The 21,915-nt window shown below is 71.3% G+C and carries 24 protein-coding genes; 10 read left to right on the top strand and 14 right to left on the bottom strand.

The genetic code is table 11. From position 1 onward, the window contains the following. The first annotated feature begins 147 nt into the window (after positions 1-147). Positions 148-819, top strand: a complete 672-nt coding sequence (locus BKA22_RS07495) for a hypothetical protein (RefSeq protein WP_146954633.1) — start codon at positions 148-150, stop codon at positions 817-819. Beyond that, positions 816-1,073 (top strand): helix-turn-helix domain-containing protein, encoded by a 258-nt coding sequence (locus BKA22_RS07490; RefSeq protein WP_146954634.1) that lies wholly within the window; start codon positions 816-818, stop codon positions 1,071-1,073. Before BKA22_RS07495 ends, BKA22_RS07490 begins: the two co-directional genes overlap by 4 nt. Before the next feature lie 7 nt (positions 1,074-1,080). Here BKA22_RS07490 and BKA22_RS07485 read toward each other — a convergent pair whose 3' ends face one another. From BKA22_RS07485 to BKA22_RS07475, 3 genes are all read right to left on the bottom strand, one after another. Continuing rightward, complete coding sequence (locus BKA22_RS07485) at positions 1,081-2,058, bottom strand: DMT family transporter (RefSeq protein WP_146954635.1); 978 nt, start codon at positions 2,056-2,058, stop codon at positions 1,081-1,083. Between the two features lie 114 nt (positions 2,059-2,172). Then, on the bottom strand, positions 2,173-3,135 hold the full coding sequence (locus tag BKA22_RS07480) for a DUF1254 domain-containing protein (RefSeq protein ID WP_146954636.1): 963 nt from the start codon (positions 3,133-3,135) through the stop codon (positions 2,173-2,175). A gap of 154 nt (positions 3,136-3,289) precedes the next feature. Then, on the bottom strand, positions 3,290-3,961 hold the full coding sequence (locus BKA22_RS07475) for a formylglycine-generating enzyme family protein (protein WP_146954637.1): 672 nt from the start codon (positions 3,959-3,961) through the stop codon (positions 3,290-3,292). A 134-nt stretch (positions 3,962-4,095) separates the two neighbouring features. Between BKA22_RS07475 and BKA22_RS07470 the strand changes: the two genes are divergently transcribed. The 3 genes from BKA22_RS07470 to BKA22_RS07460 are packed head-to-tail and all read left to right on the top strand — an operon-like array spanning position 4,096 to position 6,365. Then, positions 4,096-5,448, top strand: coding sequence for a cellulose-binding domain-containing protein (locus tag BKA22_RS07470; protein WP_218866571.1), 1,353 nt, complete (start codon positions 4,096-4,098; stop codon positions 5,446-5,448). Positions 5,449-5,496: 48 nt separating this feature from the next. Then, positions 5,497-5,988 carry a GNAT family N-acetyltransferase gene (locus tag BKA22_RS07465; protein ID WP_146954638.1) on the top strand — a complete coding sequence of 164 codons (492 nt, stop codon included), beginning with the start codon at positions 5,497-5,499 and terminating at the stop codon, positions 5,986-5,988. A gap of 23 nt (positions 5,989-6,011) precedes the next feature. Then, complete coding sequence (locus tag BKA22_RS07460) at positions 6,012-6,365, top strand: VOC family protein (RefSeq protein ID WP_146954639.1); 354 nt, start codon at positions 6,012-6,014, stop codon at positions 6,363-6,365. Between the two features lie 23 nt (positions 6,366-6,388). On the opposite strand, the gene BKA22_RS07455 is transcribed toward BKA22_RS07460, so the two are convergent. Further along, positions 6,389-7,030 carry a TetR/AcrR family transcriptional regulator gene (locus BKA22_RS07455; protein ID WP_223203745.1) on the bottom strand — a complete coding sequence of 214 codons (642 nt, stop codon included), beginning with the start codon at positions 7,028-7,030 and terminating at the stop codon, positions 6,389-6,391. Positions 7,031-7,133: 103 nt separating this feature from the next. On the opposite strand from BKA22_RS07455, the gene BKA22_RS07450 reads away from it, so the two are divergent. From BKA22_RS07450 to BKA22_RS07440, 3 genes are all read left to right on the top strand, one after another. Continuing rightward, entirely contained in the window at positions 7,134-7,961 is an 828-nt protein-coding gene (locus tag BKA22_RS07450) for an alpha/beta hydrolase (protein ID WP_146954640.1), read from the top strand. A 107-nt stretch (positions 7,962-8,068) separates the two neighbouring features. Continuing rightward, positions 8,069-8,512, top strand: a complete 444-nt coding sequence (locus tag BKA22_RS07445) for a GNAT family N-acetyltransferase (protein ID WP_223203746.1) — start codon at positions 8,069-8,071, stop codon at positions 8,510-8,512. A gap of 180 nt (positions 8,513-8,692) precedes the next feature. Continuing rightward, positions 8,693-8,923 carry a LuxR C-terminal-related transcriptional regulator gene (locus BKA22_RS07440; RefSeq protein ID WP_146954641.1) on the top strand — a complete coding sequence of 77 codons (231 nt, stop codon included), beginning with the start codon at positions 8,693-8,695 and terminating at the stop codon, positions 8,921-8,923. A gap of 69 nt (positions 8,924-8,992) precedes the next feature. On the opposite strand, the gene BKA22_RS07435 is transcribed toward BKA22_RS07440, so the two are convergent. The 4 genes from BKA22_RS07435 to dnaB form a co-directional block, all read right to left on the bottom strand. Further along, entirely contained in the window at positions 8,993-9,655 is a 663-nt protein-coding gene (locus BKA22_RS07435) for a Type 1 glutamine amidotransferase-like domain-containing protein (protein ID WP_146954642.1), read from the bottom strand. A 269-nt stretch (positions 9,656-9,924) separates the two neighbouring features. Beyond that, positions 9,925-10,929 (bottom strand): HNH endonuclease, encoded by a 1,005-nt coding sequence (locus tag BKA22_RS20305; protein ID WP_218866568.1) that lies wholly within the window; start codon positions 10,927-10,929, stop codon positions 9,925-9,927. An 86-nt stretch (positions 10,930-11,015) separates the two neighbouring features. Then, positions 11,016-11,741 carry a translation initiation factor IF-2 N-terminal domain-containing protein gene (locus tag BKA22_RS07425; protein WP_146954643.1) on the bottom strand — a complete coding sequence of 242 codons (726 nt, stop codon included), beginning with the start codon at positions 11,739-11,741 and terminating at the stop codon, positions 11,016-11,018. Between the two features lie 287 nt (positions 11,742-12,028). Continuing rightward, a complete protein-coding gene (gene dnaB, locus BKA22_RS07420) occupies positions 12,029-15,661 on the bottom strand; it encodes a replicative DNA helicase (protein ID WP_371863675.1) in 3,633 nt (1,210 codons plus the stop codon). A 312-nt stretch (positions 15,662-15,973) separates the two neighbouring features. Here dnaB and BKA22_RS07415 point away from each other — a divergent pair, with 312 nt between their 5' ends. Both BKA22_RS07415 and BKA22_RS07410 read left to right on the top strand, forming a co-directional pair. After that, on the top strand, positions 15,974-17,317 hold the full coding sequence (locus BKA22_RS07415) for an MATE family efflux transporter (RefSeq protein WP_223203747.1): 1,344 nt from the start codon (positions 15,974-15,976) through the stop codon (positions 17,315-17,317). Positions 17,318-17,395: 78 nt separating this feature from the next. Then, a complete protein-coding gene (locus tag BKA22_RS07410; protein ID WP_146954645.1) occupies positions 17,396-17,932 on the top strand; it encodes a hypothetical protein in 537 nt (178 codons plus the stop codon). Between the two features lie 188 nt (positions 17,933-18,120). On the opposite strand, the gene BKA22_RS07405 is transcribed toward BKA22_RS07410, so the two are convergent. From BKA22_RS07405 to rpsF, 6 genes are all read right to left on the bottom strand, one after another. Further along, positions 18,121-18,456 carry a hypothetical protein gene (locus tag BKA22_RS07405; protein ID WP_146954646.1) on the bottom strand — a complete coding sequence of 112 codons (336 nt, stop codon included), beginning with the start codon at positions 18,454-18,456 and terminating at the stop codon, positions 18,121-18,123. A gap of 262 nt (positions 18,457-18,718) precedes the next feature. Next, positions 18,719-19,912, bottom strand: coding sequence for an IS30 family transposase (locus tag BKA22_RS07400; protein ID WP_146954894.1), 1,194 nt, complete (start codon positions 19,910-19,912; stop codon positions 18,719-18,721). A gap of 278 nt (positions 19,913-20,190) precedes the next feature. After that, positions 20,191-20,640 carry a 50S ribosomal protein L9 gene (gene rplI, locus BKA22_RS07395; RefSeq protein WP_146954660.1) on the bottom strand — a complete coding sequence of 150 codons (450 nt, stop codon included), beginning with the start codon at positions 20,638-20,640 and terminating at the stop codon, positions 20,191-20,193. A gap of 14 nt (positions 20,641-20,654) precedes the next feature. After that, positions 20,655-20,891: a 30S ribosomal protein S18 gene (rpsR, locus tag BKA22_RS07390; RefSeq protein ID WP_028051084.1), complete on the bottom strand. Its 237-nt coding sequence runs from the start codon at positions 20,889-20,891 to the stop codon at positions 20,655-20,657. 110 nt (positions 20,892-21,001) lie between these two features. Continuing rightward, positions 21,002-21,532, bottom strand: coding sequence for a single-stranded DNA-binding protein (locus tag BKA22_RS07385; protein ID WP_146954661.1), 531 nt, complete (start codon positions 21,530-21,532; stop codon positions 21,002-21,004). A gap of 68 nt (positions 21,533-21,600) precedes the next feature. Then, positions 21,601-21,894, bottom strand: a complete 294-nt coding sequence (gene rpsF / locus BKA22_RS07380; RefSeq protein ID WP_146954662.1) for a 30S ribosomal protein S6 — start codon at positions 21,892-21,894, stop codon at positions 21,601-21,603. Positions 21,895-21,915 lie beyond the last annotated feature (21 nt).

The following is a 21,915-nucleotide window of genomic DNA, read 5'->3' as shown; positions in this document are numbered from 1 at the left end:
TTCACCCGGGGGATCCGGGGTGCGGGGAGGCCCGAGGATCGGCCATCCAGGTGCCGCCGCAGGTCACGCGGCCGAACCGCTGCGCACACCGGACCCGGACCGCTACCGTTCCTCACCTATCGATGATCGATATCCAGGGGGTACCCGATGAGCGTCGTCCCACAGGTCCGCACGGCGAGGAGGATCCGGCGCCTGGCAGGCGGACTCGTCGTCCTCGGCGTGCTCGCCGCCGTCTGGGGAGTCGCCTACACCGTGAACGCCGCCACCCAGGCACCCGCGACCGTGCGCGTGCCGGTCGCCGTCCACGAAGCCGAGAACGGCGGGTGGGGCGACGTGCGGGTCGGTCTCGACGGCGTGCAGGTGCCCGACGGGTGGCTCACCGGTGCCCGACCGAGCGGCTACTACCCCAGCACGGTCGACTCCACCCTCACGCTCGCGGCCTGGGGATCCACCCGCACCGAGCAGGCGCTCAGCCGCGCCGACTGGCTGGTCACCGGCCTCGGCCTGCTCGCCGGGACCCTGCTGCTGCAGCCCGTGCTGCTCGCGGTGGCCGCGGGCGAGCCGTTCGCGCGGGGCAACGCCCGCCTGCTGACCGTGCTCGCCGGTGTCGTCGCCGTCACCGGGACGCTCGCACCCCTGCCCCCGGCGCTCGCCTCCACGCTGGTGCTCGCACGGACCGGCCTCGACGCGAACCCCGCGCTGAGCGCGTCGTCCGGGATCACGCCCGCCCCCCTGCTGGTCGCCGCGCTGGTGCTCGTCGTGGCGGTCGCGTTCCGGGCCGGCGAACGGCTCGCACGCGACACCGAGGGCCTCGTGTGACGCCGTCGAACGGGCACGACGACGACCGCCACCGGGTCGTGTGCCACCTCGACGACCTGCTCGCGCAGCGCGGCCTCACCCTGGTCGAGCTCGCGGCGCGCGCCGGCATCACCGTGGCGAACCTGTCCGTCCTCAAGAACGGCCGCGCGCGTGCCATCCGCTTCAGCACGCTGACCGCCCTGTGCGACGCGCTCGGCTGCACGCCCGGGGACCTCTTCTCGATCGCCGTCCCCGACGGTCGACCGCGCGCATGAGCGGGTTCTACGTGCTGACGTCGACGCTCGTCGAGGTGATCGCCCGCCGCGGCTGAACGGCCAGCACCGTCGCCGCGCCGATCATCACGGTCGCCGCGACGGTCGGCCACGCCAGTCCGACCGCTCCCGCCAGGTCGATCAGCATCGCGGTGACCATCTGCCCGCCGACCACGGCCAGCGTCAGCACGAACGTCCCCAGGTGCGCGACCGCCCAGGCCGCCGCGATCGTGATGAGCGCGCCGAGCGGGCCACCGAGGTAGACGTACCAGGACGTCACCGGGTCGGGGAGCGTCACCGTGTCGAGCCTGCCGGAGACCGCTGCGAGGCCCAGGAGCACCGTGATGCCGGCCGTGCCACCCGCTGCCGACGTCAGCCCCGCGACGACCGGGTCGCCCGCCACCGCCGTCACCGTGCCGTTGCCCGCCTGCTGGCCCACGAGCACCGCGCCGCTGAGGAACAGCCCGACACCGACGACGATGCTGGTCACCGCGCCGCCGTCCACCGCGCCCGACCCGCCGAGCACGGCCACCGCGAGCCCGGCGACCGCCGTGAGCCCGGCGGTCAGGCGGCGACCCGTCAGTCGGATGGGCTCCGGGACGCCCACGCCTCGCGCGTCGAGCCCGAGGCTCGCGACCGTCTGCCCGGCCACTGCGCTCACCGACGCCAGCGCCACGCCCACGACGGGGATGCCCGCTGCCATGCCCAGCACGATCGGGATGCCGCACAGCCCGACGACGAACCACCACCAGCGCGCGTCGCGTCGCAGCACCTGGGCCGTGCGCCGCGTGCGGCCACGCAGCACCAGGACGAGGACCGTCGTGACGAGCGTGCCCACGTACGAGAACCACCCGGCCACCAGGGATCCGGCACCGGCCTGCGCGAGCTGGCCGTTGAGCTGGCCCTGCGCCGCGATGATGCCACCGCTGACCGCCGCGACGATCGCCGCCGGCAGGACGAGCGAGCCGCCCGACCGCCTCACGTGCACACCGGGCTCGTCGCGTCCATCGCCGTTCTCACACGTACCTCCGTCGTCGGGTCCGGCCCATCCTCCCAGCGCCGGGGACGTCGGGGAGACGGCGTCGCGCCCGGACCCCCGCGCTCAGACCGCCGCAGCCGGTGCGACCGGGACCAACGCCGGGGGCGTCCACGAGCCGTCGCGGACCTCCGGCCGCGGCCGGTACAGACGCACCACGTAGTTCCAGCCGTCCGGGACGGGGATGCTGTCGGGCAGGTCCGCGGTGCCCGCGGGGACGAGGCGCACCGTGATCGACCCGTCCGGCGCGCGGGTCCCCGTGACGCTGTTCACGCTGTAGCGGCCGTGCGGGTCCGGCACGAAGTAGCCCGCCGCGTCGTAGACGGAGACCGACCAGAAGGCGTCGACCGGCACGTCCTGCATCCGCAGCTCGAACCAGCCGGGTGGCAGCTGCGGGTCCACGCCGACGTACACGGCCTCGCTCGACGGCAGCCCGCCCCACCCAGCGGCCGTCCCGATCAGGTGCCGGACCGGGTCCACCTCGTCCGCCCGGCCGAACGCCCGGTCGAAGCCGTGCAGCCCGGCCGCGAGCGCGAGGAGGGCCGCCCGGGTGCCGTCGAGGCTCGGCACGTCGTAGTCCGGGAGCACGAAGGGCTCGGTCGAGCCGGACGCGATCGTGAGGCCGTCCTGCACGCGGGTGACCTGGGCGACGTCGTCGGGCGACCTCGGGTCGACCAGGACCCGCACGGCCACCAGCGCGTACCGGGTGCCGACGTCCTGGGCCGTGAGCCGGTGCTCGCCCGGGTCGTGCAGCACGTGGCTCACGTGGTGGTCGTTGTTCACGACCATGACCGACAGGTACCGGCCGCCGGCGTCCGGGACGGTCACGACCGCCGGCGCGGCCAGGTCGACGACCGCGAACGAGTAGAGGGTGTCGCGGTTCATCCGGATCACGGTCTGCTGGTCGACGGGCGCAGGCTCCCGGTTGTGCCGCAGCACGCCCACGCCGCCCGAGTCGCGCTGCAGCCCGGCGAACATCCGGTCCGTCTCCGCGCGCACGAAGTTGTCCACGTCGACATGGATCGCCATGGCTGCCGTCCCCCCTGTCAGACCGCTGTGTCGGACCGCTGTGCCGGACCGCCGCAGGCACGATCGGCCTCGGCCACCGCCCAGCATCCATCGGTGCCTCCCCGCGCGCGACGCGAGGACGCGCGACGCCACCCGGGCCTGCGACCCCGACGGGTCAGCGTGGCGACCGGGCCAGCCGGAACCCCACGTCGTCGATCCGCAGCGTCGGGTGGCTGCGCCGGCGCACCGAGGCCCGCACCGACCACGGCTCGTCGAACCACCCGCCGCCCCGCAGGACCCGGTAGCTGCCGTACACCTCGGCGTCGTACACGTCCCAGCACCACTCCCACACACCGCCGAGCATGTCGTGCAGACCCCACGCGTTCGGCGCCTTGCCGCCGACCTCGTGCGGCCGCTCGTCGGAGTTGCCGCGGTACCAGGCGATGTCGTCGAGCTCGCCGTACCGGGGGCCGGTCGTGCCGGCCCGGCAGGCGTGCTCCCACTCGGCCTCGGTCGGCAACCGGTACCCGTCCGCCGAGCGGTCCCACACGATCCGGTCGGCGTCGTCCTCGTCGCGGTACGCCGGGGTCAGGCCGTCGCGGCGGGACAGCGCGTTGCACGCCTGCACCGCGTCCAGCCAGGAGAGCCCGGCCGCGGGGAGCTGCGCCCTCGCGGGCTCGGGTACCGGGCCGTCCCCGACCTGCGCGAGAAGGCCGGCCGTGACCGCGTGCGCCGCCAGCTCGAACGCCTCGACGGCCACGGTCCACGACCGCTGCGTGCGCCGGTCCGAGAGCAGCACGTCACCGCCAGGAACCTGCACGCGCACGCCGGTGTCTTCCTCGCTCATGCCGTGACGGTAGCGACCGGGCGTCGTCGATGAGAGTCCGCTCAGGAACGGCACAGGCAGCGCAGGGCGCCCCTACGGTGGGCGACGTCCCGCACGGCACCCGCCCGGGGCGACGACTGCCCGAGGAGTGACCCGTGCACGACCGCCGTCCCCGATTCACCTGGCGTCGACGCGCTCTCGTCGCCGCCGTGTCCGTCGCGGTCGCGGTCGGTGGGCTGACCGTGGCGGCCGTCGCGGCGACGTCGACGAGGACGGGCTGCGTGGTCGACTTCGCCGTCGACAGCCGCTGGAGCAGCGGCTACACCGGGGACGCGACGATCACGAACACCGGCGAGCGTGTCGACGACTGGGTCCTGACCTGGACGTTCGTCTCCGGCGAGCAGATCACGCAGGGATGGAACGGCAGCTTCACCGCCGCCGGTGCCGACGTCACGTGGACGCACCCGTCCTGGGCCCCGTCGCTCGCCGCGGGCGCCACGACATCCTTCGGCTTCCTCGCGACGCACACCGGGACGATCACGCCTCCGACGGCCGTGCGGCTCAACGGCGTCGCCTGCACCGCGACGGGCGCACCTGCCCCGACGGCCACGGCGACGGGCACGGCGACGGCCTCCCCGAAGCCCACGGCGACGCCGACCGTCGCGCCGACAGCCGCACCGACCGCGACCCCCACCGCGACTCCCGGACCGACCGCGACACCGACGAGCACCCCGACGTCGAGCCCCGCACCCACCGCCGCACCTGCCGCATGGGACCCGCCCGCCGCACTCGTCTCCCCCCTGGCCGAGGTGTGGGCCCACCAGGAGTCCACGTACTCGGACCTGTACGGGTTCCGGAACTACGGCTGGGACCAGGTCGTCGCGAACGGCGGCTACCTCAACGTCTGCGTGCGCTGGGACTCCGACCAGCCGGTCAGCGCCGAGCTGCGCGACCGGATCCAGGCGAAGTACGCGGAGCAGTACCAGAAGTGGTTCGCCGCCCTCCAGCAGGACGGCACGGGCTGGAACGGCTGGCCCTACCCGACGGTGCAGGTCAAGGTCGTCGGCTGGGCGGTGCGCGACCGCAGCCTGCTGCAGTGGACGGACGACAGCGTCGACGTCTACGTCGGCGACATCCGTGAGGACGCCCCCCAGTGCCCGGAGGACCTGGGTCGGTTCTTCCACCAGGACGCGCAGTACCCCGGCGGCGTCGCCCGCCACTACGACCAGTCGCTGTGGCTCACCTCCGGGATGGAGGGTGGGGCCGGCGGCGACTGGGGCCAGCGCATGGGCAGCGAGTACTTCGTCGGAGCGCTCGACAGCCCCGACGTGACGATTCTGCTGCACGAGATCGGCCACACGTTCGGGCTCGACGACTTCTACGACTGGACGCCGACGGGGCAGACGAGCTTCATCATGCAGGCCGGTTCGTCGCAGTCGATCACGCCCTTCGACACCTGGATGCTGCGCGACTGGTGGCGTCACCTGCGCTCGCGCTACGGGCTCTGACCCGCGCGGCCTCGGCGATCGTCGGCCGTGCGCCTATCGTCGACCTCCGTGACGGACGACCCGGAGCTCGCGACCGCTGACGAGGTCCCCGCCATCCACGCGCTGCGGCGTGGACTGGAGGACTGGTTGGCGGCGCGCGGCGTCGACCAGTGGCCGGTCGGCTCCCTCCCGTACGAGCGGGTGGCCGCGCAGGTCGCCGACGGGCAGTGGTGGGTGGTCCGGGACGAGCTCGGGCTGCTCGGCACGATGCGGCTCGTCTGGACCGATCCCGACTACTGGGGTGAGGACGACACGCCTGCGCTGTACGTGCACGGCCTGATGGTTGACCGCCGCGCGTCGGGAACCCGGCTCGGGCCGGCGCTCGTGGCGTGGGCGGACGCGAGGGCGCGCACAGCGGGTGTCCCCTGGCTCCGGCTCGACCACCGGGCGTCCAACGAGCATCTCGACGCGATGTACCGCTCGTGGGGCTTCGAGCCGGTGCGCGTCAGCGACCGGCCCGGCTTCGCGGTGGTGCTCATGCAGCGCCCCTGCACACCCTGAGCCCGTCCTGGCACCATGGCGTGATGGAGCACGTGCTGGGGATCGGTGGGTACTTCCTGCGGGCCGCCGACCCGGAGGCGCTCGGGGCGTGGTACCGCGACTGCCTGGGCGTGGACGCCGACGAGCACGGCCTGTGGACCCAGCAGGCCGGGCCGACCGTGCTCGCGACGTTCGAGCCCGAGACCGACTACTTCGGGTCGCGCACCCAGCAGTCGATGCTGAACTTCCGGGTCCGCGACCTGGACGCGATGCTCGCCCAGCTGCGGGCCCACGGCGCGGACGTGGCGGCGCAGACGCAGGACATGGAGGGTGTCGGGCGGTTCGGCTGGGTGACCGACCCCGAGGGCAACCGCATCGAGTTCTGGCAGCCGCTCTGACCGTCGACACGAACGGCCCGTCGTCAGGCTGACGCGGGCCGGTGTGCGTCGATGACGGCGCGGGCCGTGCGCAGGAACGCGGGTTCGACCAGCTCGTCGCCGTCGAGGTAGCCGCCGACGAGGGCGGCGTCCCGCAGGAGGACGAGGGAGGCCGCGACCCGGTCCGGCTCGGTCAGCCCCGCCTGTGCGGCGACCTTCTCCAGGGTGGCGCGGAACCAGTCGCGGTGCCGGGCGATCAGGCGTCGCACGGGTCCGTCGGCGTCGGGGTGCTCGGCGGCCGCGTTGATGAAGGGGCATCCGCGGGTGTGGTGCTCGCGGACGTCCTCGGCGATGCCGGCGAGCACCGCGTCGAGCAGGGCCTCCCGGTGCACGGCATCGGCCGCGTCGTCGAAGATCGCGCGGATCGCGGAGTCCTGCGCCTCGAGGTAGGCGAGGACGAGGCCTTCCTTGCCGGCGAACTGCTTGTACAGGGTGGCCCGGGTGACGCCGGCTTCCGCGATCACGCGGTCGACACCGACGGAGTGGATGCCCTCGGCGTAGAAGAGGTGGGTGGCGGCTGCGACCAGCCGCTCGCGGGCCCCTCCCCGTGACCTGTCGGCGGGCTGCGGGGCGATCGTGGGCGCGACGTCCTCGTGCGCGTGCGTGGTGTTCATGGGTTCCCTCATCGTGCCATCTCCTCGCACCACCGAAGAGGTCTTGTGTAGATAGAACGTTCGGTCTACCTTGACGCTATCAGGTTCGCCAACACCCCCACACCTGGAGAACGCGATGACCACCACCGACAAGACCCCGATCGTCCTCATCCACGGCCTGTGGATGACCCCGAAGAGCTGGGACACCTGGGCGGAGCACTTCCGCGCCCAGGGTCACGACGTCCTCGTCCCGGGCTGGCCCGGGATCGACGACCGCACCGTCGAGGACATCCGCGCGAACCCCGAGGCGCTCAAGGGCATCGGCATCCGGCAGATCGTCGACCACTACGACGCGCTCATCCGTGCGCTGCCCGCCAAGCCGATCATCATGGGCCACTCGTTCGGCGGCCTGTTCACGCAGATGCTCGCCGACCGCGGCCTCGGCGTGGCGTACGTGGGCGTCACCCCCGGGCAGCCGGCCGGCATCAGCACCCTGCCGGCCTCGACCCTGTGGACAGGCACGCCGATCCTGTCGAACCCGTTCGGCCGCAACGGCGCCAAGCCGCTCTCGAAGCGGCACTTCCACTTCACCTTCGGCAACGACCTGACCCGTGCCGAGTCCGACCCGATCTGGGAGCAGCAGGCCGTCCCCTCGTACAACCGCGTGTTCTTCGAGGGCGTCGGCGCCGCGTTCAACGAGAAGGGCGGCGCCAGCCACGTCGACTACGGGCGCACCGACCGCGCACCGCTGCTGATCATCACGGGCGAGCGCGACCACGTCGTGCCCCCGGCCATCGGCCGCGCCATCGTCAAGAAGTACGCCGCGACGGGCAGCCCCGCGGTCGTCGACTACCGCGAGTTCCCCGGTCGCACCCACCGTATCGTCAGCCAGGACGGCTGGGAAGAGGTCGCCGACTTCGCCCTCGGCTGGGCGCTCGAGCACGCGGAGACCGCCCGGGTGTGACCGTCGGTCGCGCGACGGAGATCGCGTCGCCGGGCCGGGCGGCAGCTCAGGAACACGCTCCGGCGGACACCTCGAGAGGACCCGGCCCGGCATGGTTGGCTGCGACCATGCCGATGATCGACTGCCCCGACGGCTACGAGTTCTCCGCCGAGCGCGCGCGCCTGGACCCCGCCTGGGTGCACGCCGCACTGGTCGAGCACGCGTACTGGGCCGTGGGCCGATCCCGGTCGACGCAGGACACCGCGATCGACGGCTCGCGCAACTACGGCATCTACGTCAGCGGCAGCCGCCGGCAGGTGGCCTACGCGCGGGTGGTGACCGACGGCGTCACGTTCGGCTGGTTGGCCGACGTGCTCGTCGACCCGGCGCACCGCGGGCGTGGCCTGGGCAGGGCACTCGTGACGGGAATCGTGGCGGACCTCGACCCCGCGGGCCTCAAGCGCATCCTGCTCAAGGCCTCCCCGGAGGGCAGGGCGCTGTACGAGAAGCTCGGATGGGCACAGGTCAGCGAGCCGGACAGCTGGATGGAGCGACGACGGCCGAGTCCGTGAGGCCCGCCGGTGCAGCCCTGCACCGCTTCAGGCCACGACCGGCCGTCTGGGCCCCAGCACCCAGAGGATCCGGTCCCCCGCCGCACCGTGCTCACACAGATCCTCGCGCCGACGATCTGACTGGTAGATCCCGCACCGGCGGGACGACCGCCAGAAGGAAGCCCGGAAGGAGTGTCAGCGATGACGACCTCGATGGAACTGCTCGATCCCACGCTGCTGCTCACCCGTCGCGAGATCGTCATCCTGTCCCACCTGGACGAGTACGTGACCCTCGAGCAGATCGCCACCGCGCTGTTCGTCACCCGGAACACGGTGAAGACGCAGGTGCGCAGCATCTACCGCAAGCTCGGCGTCTCGACCCGCGCGGAGGCGGTGGCCCACGGCCGCCGAGTCGGCCTCATCGCCGACTGACCGCCGCTCCGACCCTCGCCCGGCCGTCGCCCACGTCGCCGACGACTCAGGCTGCCGGATGCCGGGCACCTATGCGCCGAACGCCCTCCACTGCCCTTCGGAGACGACCTCGACGGAGTCGCCGACGACCGTGATGGCCGTCTGCTCGTCGATGGCGTAGGCGGGGCCGTCGATCTCCGCCGCCCACCGCTGCGCGTGAGCCAAGGTGTTCGTCGGGAACGCATCCAGGTGCGGGAAGATCGAGAAGTCGACGACGCCCAGGGTGCGGTCGTCCGGCGCAGACGGCCACTCGACGAAGTCCGACCCGATCCGAGGGGTCATCACCATGCTTCCGGCACTGACGCCGACCCAGACCGTGTCGGGCAGCGACGGCAGCAGATCGGCCAGGCCGGACTCACGCATCCAGTGGCACAGGTACGTGGCGTCGCCGCCATCGACCAGGAGCACGTCGACCTCCTGCACCCACGGGATCCAACGGTCCGCCCCGATGGTGGGCAGCGCGGTGAGCTCGAGGACACCGAGCGACGCCCATCCCAGGCCGGTGAGGTGCCGGAAGGCGGACTCGGCGGCGACCAGGCCTCGCACCGATGTGGGCCCGCACATCGGGTGGCCCCACTGCGCGGTCGGGACGACCAGTGCGCGGGACTCCTCGATCGGCTTGCCGAGGAGCTGCACGAGCGCGGAGTGGATGCTCGGGTTCGTGACACCGCCAGACGTGAGCAGGAGCTTCACTGTGCCTCCGAGGTCGCGCAGGAGGAGGAGACGCCTTTCAGGAACTCGATGCCCATCCTCGGGGTCAAGTGGCAGGTGCGCAGCATCTACTGCAAGTTCGGCGTCTCGACCCGCGCCGAGGCGGTGGCCCACGGCCGCCGAGTCGGCCTGATCGCCGACTGACCGCCCGGTCCCTCAACGGGTGGCCCGCCCGGTGAGCGTCTTGGCGACGAACGCGCAACACCGGCACGCCGGGAGCGGGCGCCGAGCGCGAGTGCAGACCACGACGACTACGGCGTGAAGACGTGCTCTCGGTGCCAGTCGATGAACGGGCGCCCAGGAGCCACGGCGCGCCGCGGGGCCGCGATCGACGCTCGTAGCATGCCGGGCTCGAACGCTCGTCGGACCGCCTGGTTGTGGACCATCGCGTTCTCGAGCCTCCGCGATCGCCGCACCGCGAGGTCCTCGTCAACCGTGATCAGGCCGACGTCGAAAGCAGAGTCGTGAGTCGGGCAGGCGGCCAAGCCGTTGGCGATGTCGAGACGCTCGCGATGGTCCGAGTTGCGCCAAGGTTTGATGTGCGACGCCCGGAGCAGGCTGGGCCCGGAGTCGGTCAGGGTGAAGCCGCAGAACACGCACTCGCGACCGCAGTTCGCCAGGACCGAAGTAGCGAACCGGTGCTGACCGACGCGCACCGAGGCCCACATCAGTCGCTCGGTCGTCACCTCTGGCAGATCGGACTTGCGAAGCCACGCTTGCAGTTCGCTTTCGAGCGCCGACTCCACTGCGCTGCCGCCGAGTTCGTCCTGGCCCAGGAGCTCAATCGCCCCACCATGCTCGACACCGAGGAAGTCGGGTAGGACGTCAGGTCCCACGCCTGCGGACCGCGCAGCAGCCAGCACGGTTCGGTAAGCGTGAGCCATGCGCGAGGGGTCCGATCGGAGTCTCGCTCCCGCCACCAAGTCGTTCTTCGCGCCGTGCGAACGAGTCCCATCAAGGTTTGCCATCTTCGCGAGGATGCTGGTCGGCGGGCGCCGGAACAGGCGGGCCAACTGTTGCACCGGCTCGGGTGCCCGGTTCGCGGAACCACTGCCGAATCGGGAGTGGTCGACGACGTACATGCCGGCAAGGCACAGCAACGTCTCGACGGGTACGAACGCGACCTGCCGCGCGCCCGGTGGAAGCGGCCTGCGTGCGACGATATCGAGCCACTGCCGACGGGCACCGTTGACCGTGAGTTCGAGGTAATCGCTCTCGGCGTAGGCCACGTCGGCAGCATGCACCACCGTCGCCACGACGCGTCCACCCACGGCCGGCGCGGCGAGAAGGCAAACTACCCGATGCCACCTACGCGTCCAGCAGGCCCGGGCTTACGCGGAGTTCAGGCTGTCGACCCCCGCGTGGTCTCCTGTTCGACGACCAGATGCCTGCTCTTCGGGTCCAGACGACACTGTTCAAGGGTGCCCGCGACCATTCCAGCCGAATGCCCGGCACGCAACCACTCCAACACTGTCTTGTCTCCAAGGTGCGTCATCATCTCCGCGGGACGCAGGCCCGCGATCAAGCACTCGTATGCGAGGTCGGCGTCGTGCGCGTCCAGACCGACGCGGAGGAACTCCAGGTACGTCTCGTGTTCGATGAGGAGCCGCTGCCATGGCAACCCGTACCCGTCCGTGTACCGCACGCGACCGTTCGCAACGATCCGGTCGGTCTCACGTACGGCGTCAACACCGAACACCCGTTCGGCGTCTTCGCGCGCACGGTCCGCGAGTCGCCGCCGCGGCGCTGTTCCTTCCACGAACGGCCGGGTCTTCGACCTGACCACGAACGGGTTCCCGCGCCGCCCGGTGCTGGCTCCCGCGGCCCGGTCCTGTGCGCGCGCTGACACTCTTGGCTGTGTCCGCATTGGCGCCACGCTGAGGCCCGAAGCCGGCGCCCGCAAGCCACCGCCTGCCGAGTACTCCTCGCGCAACTTCCGCACGATATCCGGCTCGATCGTGCCCGACGCGCTCCGCACGAACTCACCGATCTCAGCAAGCCTTGTCATCAATGCCCTCGAGTCGACCCCGAGCTCCTTCGCCAGTTCGTACACCCGCACCTTAGCCATGCCAACCCCCGAACCTTCGAGAATCACACACGAGCAACCACTGCGTTCGACCCGCCCATGGGGCAGCCACGGGCGGTGCCGAGACTGGACTCCCGGCCGCTCCGGACGGGAGTCCTCGGACCTGATCTGCTACAGGCTGCGGGCTGGCCCCGACGGGTCAGAGCCCGCCGAAGGCCGTTCTTTGGACCCCAGGCCTTCCAGAACGCCCTCCAGACGGCCGATCGTTTTCACCAACTCCCACGAGTGCGTCCGTTTCTGGATTCGACGAACCGCGGCAGCACCATTGGCTAGGCTTGCATGTCCACGAAGCGTGAGTAGTGCCCCTGGAACGCGACAGTGATCGTGTCCGTCGGGCCGTTTCGGTGCTTGGCCACGATGAGGTCCGCCTCGCCGGCGCGGGGGGATTCCTTCTCGTAGGCATCCTCACGGTGCAGCAGGATCACCATGTCGGCGTCCTGCTCGATGCTGTTGTGGACGGCGATGCCGTTCGCGATGAAGTTGTGGGTGCCAAGCACGGTGGCGTCGAAGACCGCTCGCTCCCCCACCGACTCGATCGCCACGACCTCGTCCCACAGCAGGTCGTTCACGGCATCGACGTCCATGTCGACCCGGTCGAGGACGTCGACGATGTGGCCGAGCGGGACCCGCTTGGTGTCCGCACCGCCGACTGCCGCGGTGACGGCACCGGTGAGGACCTGGCGCAGATCCGCGCGCCACTCCTGCTGCGCGCCGTCGTCGGTCGCCTTCGCCCGCACCCGATCCAGGAGAGTCGATGCGGCAGCGACCGACCGCCCGTCGAGACCGACCTCCTGAAGGAACCGGCGCAGGTCGTCCCTGCCGACGATCTCGAGCCGGTGCGCGCCGCCCAGGCGGCGGACCCGTACCGAGATGCCGAACCGCAGGAGCAGCCGCGCCAGCCCATCGAGGACGCTGCGGTCGGTCGCAGGGAGTGCGACTCGTCCCAGCGAGTCGTCGAGCTCGACCGAGGCGGCCTCCGAGAAGGCCGTCCGCAGGAAGAGCGCGATCTGCTCCTTCGGGAGGTGGAACGCGACGTTGGGGATTCGGACGCCTTGCGACTGCCAGACCTCGTCGGCCCACACCGCGGATGCAGTGGTGGCGCGTCCGATGACCAGGCGCGCCAGCATCCTGACGTCCTCGTCCGACCGCACACCGGTGCGCTCCGGGCCCGGGACGTGCCGCGGCACGCCGAGGCGCGAGCCGACCTCCAGGTCGCCGAGCGGGGTCCACCCCTCATACGTGAGGAACGGGTGGTTCGCCGTCGCGGTGACCTCCTTGCCCGAGGCGAGCCGCAGCCGGTACGCGGGCTTGGTCCCTGTCGGGAACACGTGGGTCAGGTGCCGGCGAACGTACTGCAGGCGCTCGTCGAGAGCCCACACGGGCACGTCCTTGGCGCCCAGCGCGTACAGCTCGCCGAGCGTCGTCTCGGCGCCCGTGTCGGCCCGCAAGATCCGTGCGTCTTCGGTGAGGCAGCCAGATTCGCGAAGGTCGCTCATCTGGGGCTTCTTGTCCGTGCGCTGCTCAGGGCCACGGTTCAGCTGCGAGATGGCGATGACCGGCACCTCGAGCTCCTTGGCCATGAGCTTGAGCGCGCGGGAGAACTCGGAGACCTCCTGCTGGCGGGACTCGACGCGCTTGCCGGACGACATCAGCTGGAGGTAGTCGATGACGACGATCTTCAGGTCGTGCCGCTGCTTCAGGCGGCGGCACTTGGCCCGGATCTCCATGAGCGACATGTTCGGCGAGTCGTCGATGAACAGCGGCGCCTCGGAGATCTTGCCCATGGTCGCGGCGAGCTTCTGCCAGTCGTCCTCGCCCATCTGCCCGGTGCGCAGCTTCTGCAGGTGCACCCGCGCCTCGGCGGACAGCAGACGCATGGTGATCTCGTTGCGGCTCATCTCGAGCGAGAAGACGACGGCCGTCATTCCGTGCTTGATGGCCGCCGAGCGGACGATGTCGATGCCGAGCGTCGAGTTGTGCGTGGGCACCATCGACTCGCTCGCCAGGTAGAGGTGCGAGGCGTGGTCGATCTCGACGCAGCGCACCGGGACCGAGTCGATCCGCTCGACCTCGACGACGAACCGCTGCCGCAGGCGAGGGGTCGAGGGCCGACGGCGCTCCTTGTGGACCAGACGCTTGCGCTCGAGCGCGAACACGTCGTCGTCTGTCGTGAAGGTGATCGTGTAGGCGACCGAGGACTCGACGTTCCGGCCCCGAACCGGGCGGGTCGACATGCCGGTGCGGTATCCCAGGGAGTGCACGAGCTCGCGGGTGTCGAGCGCGAGCCGGCGGTTGGTGAACGTGAGCTGCGGGCTACCAGTCGGGTTCACGGTCCCGTCGGTGTCGAGCAGGCCGGCAAGCAACTCCCGCCGCTGCGTCTCGCTCCCCCGCAGGTACACCGCGGGAATGTGCTTGTCGCCCAGCACCCCGAGCGTGCGCAGCAGTCCCTGCACCGTCCCGTGCGCGCTGTGGCATTCCTGGCAACGACGCAGGCCCGAGGAGGGCCGACCGCAGTCCGGGCACGTCGGCGGCACCGTGAGGCGCGGCGCGACCGCCTTGGCGCGCCCCCCGCACGAGCGCCCGCAGGTGCGGACCTGGCTGCGGGCCGGCGCGAACTCAGTGCCGCACACGTCACACGGTCGGCTCGTCACCGGTGCCTCGTCGGGCAGGCGGAGCGTGTAGAGGCGAGCCGCGCCGGAGGTGGTCGAGGCGGCCTCGGAGAGCACGACGTCGAGTCCGCGCCCCTCGATCCGCATGGCGATCTCGGGGTCCGCGCTGGTGAACCGCGCGGAACCGGAGTGCCCGTCGCCGAGCCACACGCCGAGTGCGTACGGGTCGAGCGGGAGGCTCGCCTCGGGCAGCAGCAGCGGCGACGCGGTCTCGACCGAGTGGTTGGCCCTCGCCTCCGCGGTCCGGCAGCGGAGCGTCGCGGCGATCTCCTCGGTGGTCCGGATCGAGGCGTCGGCGCCCGAGCCGCGGCGCTCCGCCCGCGTCCGCGTGGCCCACTCGTGCAGCGCGTCGGCGACGATCTGCGTCCCGTCGTCGAACGTCACGCGGTAGCAGGGGCGGTCGACAAGGACGTCGGTCGCGGCGACCACGGTGGTCGGGGTCCCGTCGGCGGCGATGAGCCGGTCACCGACCTGCACCTCCCCCATCGTGGTCCAGCCGGACGGGGTCGGCAGGGGGGTGTCGAGAGCCAGCGCCTTGCCGATGGCAGGCCGCGCGGCGACGACGATCATCTGCCCCGGGTGCAACCCGTTGGTCAGGCGGTCGAGGTCGGAGAACCCGGTCGGCACGCCGATCATGCCCTCGCCGCGGTGGCCGGCGGCCTCGATCTCGTCGACCGTGCCGCCGATGATCTCGCTCAGCGGCAGGTAGTCCTCGGACGCGCGGCGCTCGGTGACGGCGTACACCTCGGCCTGGGCGTTGTTGACGATCTCGTCGACGTCGCCCCCGTCGGTCCCGTAGCCGAGCTGCACGATGCGCGTGCCGGCCTCGACGAGCTTGCGCAGGATGGAGCGCTCTCGCACGATCCGCGCGTAGTAGCCGGCGTTGGCGGCCGTCGGCACGGAGGAGATGAGCGTGTGCAGGTACGGCGCCCCGCCGATCTTGGTGATCTCCCCGCGCTTGGTCAGCTCGTCGGCGACGGTGATGGCGTCGGCGGGCTCACCGCGGCCGTACAGGTCGAGGATGGCGTCGTAGACGACCTCGTGCGCGGGACGGTAGAAGTCCTGGCCGCGCAGCTGCTCGATGACGTCGGCGATGGCGTCCTTCGAGATCATCATGCCGCCGAGCACCGAGCGCTCCGCGTCGAGGTCCTGGGGCGGGGTGCGGTCGTAGGCCGGGCTGCCGCCGCGGTCGGAGGCCGGAGGCATCCCGTACTCGAGGTCCTCGATGGTCACCGTCTGCCCGTCCTTGCCCGTCGTCCGCGCTCGAACGTCTGTTCTAGCATGCGGTACCGACACCACCTCGCCGGGCCGCCGCAGGCCCAGGGGTTCGTCGTCACGCGAGAGTAGGCGCGGCCCGAGCCGCCTCACAAACGAGGCCGTGATGTGCTGTGTACGTTCCTGGGGAGAACTTGTGGACAGGCCCAGCACGCTGTGCACAGGCGGTGGACAGCCTTGTGGACAACCTGTCCGGATCGACCAATGTCGTTCCCGTCGGGCGCCCTGACCTGCAGGAACGTCACGCACCGGGTGTGGACGAACGAAAGGGTGGCTGTCATTTCACCTGCTGGACACTCATCTCGCGCCGTCGACCGTCGGATCCTGGCCCTCGCGGTCCCCGCCCTCGGCGCGCTCGTCGCCGAACCGCTGTTCGTCCTCGTCGACTCCGCGGTGGTCGGGCACCTCGGCACCGCCCAGCTCGCCGGCCTGTCGCTCGCCTCGACCGTCCTGGTGACCGTCGTCGGGCTGTGCGTGTTCCTCGCGTACGCCACGACCTCCGCCGTGGCCCGTCGGCTCGGGGCGGGTGACGGTGCCGGTGCCCTCCAGGTCGGCGTCGACGGCATGTGGCTCGCCCTCGGCCTCGGCGTCGTCCTCGCGGTGGCGACCTGGGCGAGCGCGCCGTGGGCGGTGGGTGCGCTCGGGGCTGCCGGTGACGTCGCCGACCACGCCGTCACCTACCTGCGCTGGTCGGCCCCCGGTCTGCCCGGCATGCTGCTCGTGCTCGCCGCCACGGGCGCCCTGCGCGGGCTGCAGGACACCCGGACCCCGCTCGGCGTCGCCGCCTCGGGCGCGGTCGTCAACGCCGTCCTCAACGTCGTCCTCGTCTACGGCGTCGGCATGGGGATCGCCGGCTCCGGCCTGGGCACCGCGCTGACCCAGGTCGCCATGGCCGCCGTCCTGACGATCGTGGTCGTGCGCGGAGCCCGGGCCGCAGGCGCCGACGTGCGACCGGCAGCCGGCGGCGTCTGGCGGCACGTGCGCGCCGGCACTCCCCTGCTCGTCCGGACCGTCTCGCTCCGCCTGGCGATCCTCCTCACCGTCTGGGTCGCGACCGGCCTCGGCGCCGTCGCGCTCGCCGGGCACCAGGTCGTCAACGCCGTGTGGGGCCTGACGGCCTTCGCCCTCGACGCGCTCGCCATCGCCGCCCAGGCACTCATCGGTCACGCGCTCGGCGCGGGCGACGTGCCGGGCACCCGCGCGCTGCTGCGCCGCACGCTGCAGTGGGGCGTCGGCGCAGGCGCGGCGATCGGCCTGCTCGTCGGCGGACTCGCACCCCTCTACGTCCCGCTGTTCACCACCGACCCCGACGTCCGCGCAGCTGCCGTCACGGCCCTCGTCGTCGCGGCCGTCACCCTGCCGATGGCCGGGTGGGTCTTCGTCCTGGACGGCGTGCTCATCGGCGCCGGCGACGGCCGCTACCTCGCCTGGGCCGGCATGGGCACCCTCGCCGCCTACGCGCCCTGCGCACTCGCCGTGCACGCCTGGGCGCCGGACGGCACATCTGGTCTCGCGTGGCTCTGGGCCGCGTTCGCCGGCGTCTTCATGGCCGCCCGCGCCTTGACGACCGGACTTCGCGCACGCCGCACCGCATGGATGGTCACAGGGGTCTGAACCCAGCGCCTCACTGCTCATGGCCGCCTGCACCCCGGACTACGGTGGCGTAGTCGACCTACACACAGAGGAGAACGGATGGGCTGGGGGGCGTCAGTGTTTCCGCTGTCCACGGTCAGCGACGACGAGACCTGGGAATGGCTGGCGGAGGTCGTCGTCGGTCCGATGCCCGCGCAGCGACCAGCAGACCCGGATCGTCCACCGACGGTGCGGGACGTGCTGCGCGTCCTGCATGACGCAGGATGCCAAGGCGATGCCTGGTTCACCGTCGACAGCTCGGAGCCGTGCGCGACGTTCGACGCCGCACCGCCCGGCGGATCACGATCCGAGCTCGACATGGGTGGCGTGTCACTCCATCTCGTCGGCGAGCGGACTCCCGAGGGCAGCCCCGCTGAGATCCGCGCAGCGTACGAGCGTCCGTTGCCCGCCGACGGGCGTGTCGATGCCGTCGGCTTCTCCAAGCCGCACCCCGATGCCGTCCTCCGCGCGGCGCAGGCGATCTCCACCTTGTGCGGAGCGGTCGTCGCCATGGAGGACTCTGGCTGCGAGTCGGTCGTCATCAGCCCGGGCGAGACCCTCGAGAGCATCCGAGCGCGTACCCCGTGGGCAAGATAAGCCTGCCGTCAGCAGATCCGCTCTCGGCGGACGAGCGCCCGATGCACGTCCAGCCGCCGGGTGCCGTCACTATCGACCTGCGCGAAACATCTGTGTCAGCACGTGCTTGTTGCTTCGCCCGCAGGTCCGGGCTCGCTGCGCGGACGCTGTTTCCGGATGCTACGCATCCGGAGGAGCTCAGCTAGGGCTCAGTACGGGTTGCGCCAGGAAGGGTCGAACGGGCGCTGCTCGTCGTTGTCCGTGCGGCGGGCAAGCATCTTGCCCAGAGGCTCGTCCGGCCACTTGCGCCAGACCTTGCGTCGGCGTCCCTCGACCGCGTCCTCCGAGGCCGCGGCGACGTCTTCGTCAGGTGCGCCCAGGGACTCGGTCAGGGCGACGGTGTCGGCCCTGCGATTGGCGCGGTTCACCCGCGCCTTGGCCGCCGGGATGGCCTTGCGTGAGGCCTTGTCGTTCTCGCCGTAGGAGTTGCGCCGGTCCTTCTGCAGGCTGAGCTGCTTCTTCTCCTGCGGGGTGTTGCGACGCATGTCGTCACCGTAGGGGGCGCCGCGCCGCTCGTCGACGTGCTTTGAGGACTCGGAGATCTCAGCGGTGCGTGGTGCCTGCCCCTTGACCGAATGCACGGCGTCGCCTTTGACGCGGCGCGCCACCCTGGGCTCTCTCTGTCGGGCCCGACGCGGCGGCTCCGCTGCAACGGGAGCTGCCTCCGGGCCGTCGCCTGCACTGAACGACGAAGCGCCCCGCCCGGCCGGAGGGCGGATTCTCGGGGTCCTCGCAACACCTGGTGGCCTACGTGGTCGTCAGTAGATCACGCAGGCGCTCGGCTGGGGTGCCCCAGTCGAGCGTCTTGCGTGGTCGGGCGTTGAGCTGTTGAGCGACGTGCTCGAGGTCGGCCGGTGAGTGGACGGACAGGTCGGTGCCCTTGGGGAAGTACTGGCGCAGCAGACCGTTGGTGTTCTCGTTCGACCCGCGCTGCCAGGGCGAGTGCGGGTCGCAGAAGTAGACCGGGACCCCGGTCGCGATGCTGAACTGCTGGTGGGCGGCCATCTCACAGCCCTGGTCCCAGGTCAGCGACCCGCGCAGGTGCGCCGGCAGAGACCCGATCAGCGGGACCAGCACATCGCGGACCTCTTCGGCGGTGTGCCCGCCGGGCAGGTGCCCGAGCATCACGTAACGGGTCGAGCGCTCGACCAGGGTCACGATCGCCGAGCGCGACCCCGTCCCGACGATCAGGTCGCCCTCCCAGTGCCCGGGCACCGCCCGGTCGGCGACCTCGGCCGGCCGCTCGGAGATCATCACCATCTCATCGACGAACCGAGGCGTGCGCTGCTCGGGCGCCCGGTGGGGCTTGCGGCGGGTGCGCCCGGTGCGCAGCGCGTCGGCGACCTCCCGGCGCAAACCGCCGCGGGCCTGGACGTAGATCGCCTGGTAGATCGTCTCCACGCTCACCCGCATGCTCTCGTCGTCCGGGAACTCCCGGACCAGAGCGTGACAGATCTGCTCGGGAGACCACTGCTCGGCAAGCCTGCCCGCGACGTAGTCACGCAGGCGACCGTGCCGGGCGAGCTTGGCCTGCCGGGGCCGCGACCTGCCCGAGGCCCACGACCGGTGCGCGCGGTGCGGAAGGTAGATGCCGTCGACGGACCTGGCGCTGATCTCACGCATGATCGTGGACGCGGGCCGACCCAGTGCCCGCCCGATCGCGCGAAACGACTCACCTCGACGGCGCAGATCGGCGATCTGCTCACGCTCGACCAGGGTCAGGAACCGAGGGTGCAGCACGGCCTCCACGACGGCCATCGACGGCCCGATCGGCGGGGTGACCGCCGTGGTCTCACCGGTGCGGTAGTCCACCTTCCGGCCGTCGGGATAGATCCGGGTATGACCTCGCGAGAGCACGCCCCGATCCCAGTCCCGAGCAGTGCGCACGTGCACGCTGACACGCCGAGCGGCCTGCCGTCGGCTGACTCCCTGAGCGCGCAACCGTTCGTACTCCGCCCGACCAGGATGCCCACCCCGGCCGCCAGTGCCTGTCCCGCGGAGACCGGCCTTGCGCACCCACCCGAACGCCGTGTTCAGATTCACCCCGACCTCACGCGCAGCGGCCGAGACGTTCCCCTCCTCCACCGCGAGGGCCGCGAAGAACAACCCCTTCAACTCCAACGACGACACGATCCCCGCAACTCCCTGAAACTCAGGGTGTTGCGGGGATCGCTAGAACCCGCCGAGCCGAGGGGGCGCTTCGTGTGGTGCGGTGGGCGTCAGCCCGCGACGACCTTGACGGTCAGCGTCGCGGCGACGTCCGCGTGCAGGCGCACGGACACCTTGTACTCGCCGACCGACTTGATCGGCTGGCCGATCTCGATCTTGCGCTTGTCGACCGACGGGGCACCGGCAGCCTTGACCGCGTCAGCGATCTCGGCGGTGGTGACCGCGCCGAACAGACGACCGGACTCGCCGGCGTGCGCCGTGACGACGACCGCCTTGGACTGCAGCGAGTCGCGGATCGCCTTGGCGTCGTCGAGCGTCGCGATCTCGCGGGCCTTACGGGCCTTACGGATCGCGGTGATGTCCTTCTCGGCACCCTTGGTCCACGGCGTGGCCAGGCTGCGCGGGATGAGGAAGTTCCGGGCGTACCCGTCCTTCACCTCGACGACGTCGCCAGGAGCGCCGAGGCCGGTGACCTCGTGGGTCAGGATGATCTTCGCCATTTTCGGTCTCCTTCTCAGCGAGCCGACGACGAGTACGGCAGCAGGGCCATCTCGCGGGCGTTCTTGACGGCACGCGCGATCGCACGCTGCTCCTGCACGGACACACCGGTCACCCGGCGAGCGCGGATCTTCCCGCGGTCGGAGATGAACTTGCGCAGCAGCGCGGTGTCCTTGTAGTCGACAACGTCGATCTTGGCTGCCTTGAGGGGGTTCTGCTTCTTCTTGGGCTTGCGGACCACGGCCTTGGCCATCGTGGTGCTCCTTGTCTGCTGGAGCCCCGGGCGTTGCCGTGCCCGGGGATGGGGATCGCCGGAACCTGAGTGACCTCAGGCCCTGGCTGGGAAGTGCGGGAGGGCGTCGATCAGAACGGGGGCTCGTCCGAGTAGCCGCCGGCACCACCTGCGGGCGTCGCCCACGGGTCGTCCGCCTGGCCACCGGAGGCAGAGCCGCCGCCGCTGAAACCGCCGCCACCACCGTTGAAGCCGCCACCACCGCTGTTGCCGCCGAAGCCGCCGCCGCCACCCGAGCGCTGGGCCCGGGTGACCTTGGCGGTGGCGTAGCGCAGCGACGGGCCGACCTCGTCGACCTGCAGCTCGACGACGGAGCGCTTCTCACCCTCGCGGGTCTCGTAGCTCCGCTGCACGAGCCGCCCGGTCGCGATGACGCGGGTGCCCTTCGTGAGCGACTCGGCGACCGACTCGGCCGCCTCCCGCCAGATCGAGCAGCGCATGAACAGGGTTTCCCCGTCCTTCCACTCGTTGCTCTGGCGGTCGAAGTTGCGCGGGGTGGAGGCGATGGTGAAGTTCGCGACCGCTGCACCCGAGGGGGTGAAGCGGAGCTCCGGGTCCCCGGTCAGGTTCCCGATCACCGTGATGACGGTCTCACCAGCCATGCCAGCTCCTCGCTCGTTCGATCAGTCGGTGGATGGGCGCACGCTACGGGCGTGCACCCACAACGTGCTCAGGCGTCGGCGCGCAGGACCTTGGTGCGCAGGACGACCTCGTTGAGGCCGAGCTGGCGGTCGAGCTCCTTGGCGGTCGCGGGCGTCGCGTGGAAGTCGACGACGGCGTAGATGCCCTCGGCCTTCTTCTTGATGTCGTACGCAAGGCGACGACGACCCCAGATGTCGACCTTGTCGACCGTGCCGCCGTCGTTCTTGATGACGGACAGGTACTTGTCGAGCGACGGGGCGACGGTGCGCTCCTCGATCTCGGGGTCGAGGATGATCATGATCTCGTACTGACGCAGGCTCATACCCACCTCCTCTGGTCTCAG

It is taken from the genome of Cellulomonas soli (genome assembly GCF_013409305.1).
GTDB lineage: Bacteria > Actinomycetota > Actinomycetes > Actinomycetales > Cellulomonadaceae > Cellulomonas > Cellulomonas soli.
Note: the sequence above shows the minus strand (reverse complement) of the source record. Positions and strands in the feature narration are given on the sequence as shown.